The organism is Mesorhizobium sp. M1A.F.Ca.IN.020.06.1.1 (assembly GCF_004023265.1).
In the GTDB taxonomy this organism is placed as follows: domain Bacteria; phylum Pseudomonadota; class Alphaproteobacteria; order Rhizobiales; family Rhizobiaceae; genus Mesorhizobium.
In genome coordinates, this window is record NZ_RZSR01001016.1 from 1 (window position 1) to 2081 (window position 2081).

At 62.5% G+C, this 2081-nt stretch carries 4 protein-coding genes; 2 read left to right on the forward strand and 2 right to left on the reverse strand.

All coding sequences use genetic code 11. From position 1 onward, the window contains the following. Positions 1–417, reverse strand: a 417-nt coding sequence (locus tag EOA60_RS30335; RefSeq protein WP_128312423.1) for a radical SAM protein, incomplete at its 3' end; no start/stop codon positions are given. Positions 418–610: 193 nt separating this feature from the next. On the opposite strand from EOA60_RS30335, the gene EOA60_RS30340 reads away from it, so the two are divergent. After that, a complete protein-coding gene (locus EOA60_RS30340; RefSeq protein WP_066989863.1) occupies positions 611–964 on the forward strand; it encodes a DUF971 domain-containing protein in 354 nt (117 codons plus the stop codon). Positions 965–1048: 84 nt separating this feature from the next. Beyond that, on the forward strand, positions 1049–1660 hold the full coding sequence (locus EOA60_RS30345; protein WP_095825399.1) for a pyridoxamine 5'-phosphate oxidase family protein: 612 nt from the start codon (positions 1049–1051) through the stop codon (positions 1658–1660). Positions 1661–1679: 19 nt separating this feature from the next. Here EOA60_RS30345 and EOA60_RS30350 read toward each other — a convergent pair. Then, the coding region (locus EOA60_RS30350) for a MarR family transcriptional regulator (RefSeq protein WP_164899664.1) at positions 1680–2081 on the reverse strand (402 nt) is incomplete at its 5' end.

Genomic DNA, 2081 nt, shown 5'->3' on the forward strand with positions numbered 1-2081 from the left:
ATTGCCCCAGCGGGTGATCTGGCGGAATTTGTCGGCGTCGAGCGTGTCAAGCGAGACATTGATGCGCTTCACGCCGCAGTCGGCGAGCTCGGCGGCAAAGCGCGACAGCTGCGAGCCGTTGGTGGTGAGCGTCAGCTCTTCCAGCGCGCCGCTCTCAAGATGCCGCGACAGCTGGCGAACCAGGTGCATGATGTTCTTGCGCACCAGCGGCTCGCCGCCGGTCAGCCTCAGCTTCCTGACGCCCTTTTCGATGAAGACGCTGCAGAGCCGGTCGAGCTCCTCGAGCGAGAGCAGATCCTTCTTGGGCAAAAAGGTCATGTCCTCGGCCATGCAATAGGTGCAACGGAAATCGCAGCGGTCGGTAACCGACACGCGCAGATAGCTGATCGTGCGACCGAAGGGGTCGATCATGTCCATTGCAAGCGCTTCCGTGGCCTGAGCAGCGTCGTTATATACGGCTATGTGATACGATCCAACCGCGCATTCAAGATAGAAGCTCTCGATCTTTGGTAACATTCCCCGACCGACATTCTCTGTCGGCTGCCTTCTATCACCTTTTCGCACTGCGCGAACCGGCGTAGGGAAGGGCGCAACGCATATAGGAAGAAACATGACGGCGCCGAAGGAACTCAGGGTCTCGAAGGACCGCAAGCTGCTCACCGTGACCTTTGCCGGGCATCAGCCGTTCGAACTGCCGGCGGAGTTCTTGCGCGTGGCCTCGCCTTCTGCCGAGGTGCAGGGCCATTCGCCGGATCAGCGCGTGACTGTGCCCGGCAAGCGCAATGTCGCGATTCTTAAGATCGAGCCGGTCGGCAATTACGCGGTGCGCATCACCTTCGACGATTTCCACGACACCGGCATCTTCACCTGGAACTATCTTCACACGCTCGGGCATGAAAAGGACGAGCGCTGGAACGCCTACCTCGCCGAGCTGGCCGAGAAGGGGCTCAGCCGCGACCGCTAGCCTGGCGCCAAGACGTTTGACTGGGTGTCGTCAAAGCGTCATGGACATAGAGTAGCGCCGGCAAAAGGTCAGGAGGCTGAAAAGATGTCGCTCATCACATCGGTCGAACAGCTCGAAGCCCTCTACGGCCTGCCTGGCGAGGCCTCGGTCGTCAAGGAGCTTGACCATGTGATCCCCGAATATGCAGCCTTCATTGAAGCCTCGCCTTTCGTGGCGCTGGCGACCTGCGGGCCGGAGGGGCTGGACTGCTCGCCGCGCGGCGATCTCGCCGGCTTCGTGCGCCTCCTGGACGAAAAAACGCTGATGATGCCCGACAGGCGCGGCAACAACCGCGCCGATTCGCTGAAGAACATCATTCGCGATCCGCGCGTCGGGCTGCTCTTCCTTGTGCCGGGCTCCGGCACGACGCTGCGCGTCAACGGCCGCGCCCATATCACAGCCGATGCCGAGCTTTGCGCGTCCTTCATGGTCGATGGCAAGCCGGCTGGGTCGGTCACCGTTGTCGCCGTCGACGCGGTCTATTTCCAGTGCGCACGCGCCATCGTGCGCTCGGAGCTCTGGAACCCGGCAAAGCATGTCGACCCGAAGTCGCTGCCGACGCCCGGCCAGATCCTCGAGATCACCAGCCGCAGGAATATCAATGGCGCCGCATATGACAAGGAATGGCCGGAGCGGGCAAAGAAGACCATGTGGTAGCGGCCTCGAGAGCGCCCGGTCAGGCCTCCTTCAGGACATCGGCGATCTTGCGCATCTGCTCGCCGATCATGTCGCACTGCTCCGGCGTCGACTGGCTCATTGCCTTCTCGATGAGCGCCATATGCACTTTCAGCGCCCGCATCAGCAGGGCCTCGCCGGCTTCGGTGAGGTTCAACCGCAGCACCCGCTTGTCCTTTTCGTCGCCCTCACGACGCAGCAGGCCGCGGGCTTCCAGTTGCGGCAACAGCATCGTGATGTTCGAGCGGCCGACCAAGAGCTTGCGGGCAAGGTCGTGCTGCGACATCCCGGGATGACGGTAGAGGTTCATCAGCACGTCGAGCTGCGCCGGTTTGAGGTCGAGCGGCGCCAGCTTCACCGCCAGCGTGCGCTCCAGCACATGGCAGGCGCGCGCCACCGCAAC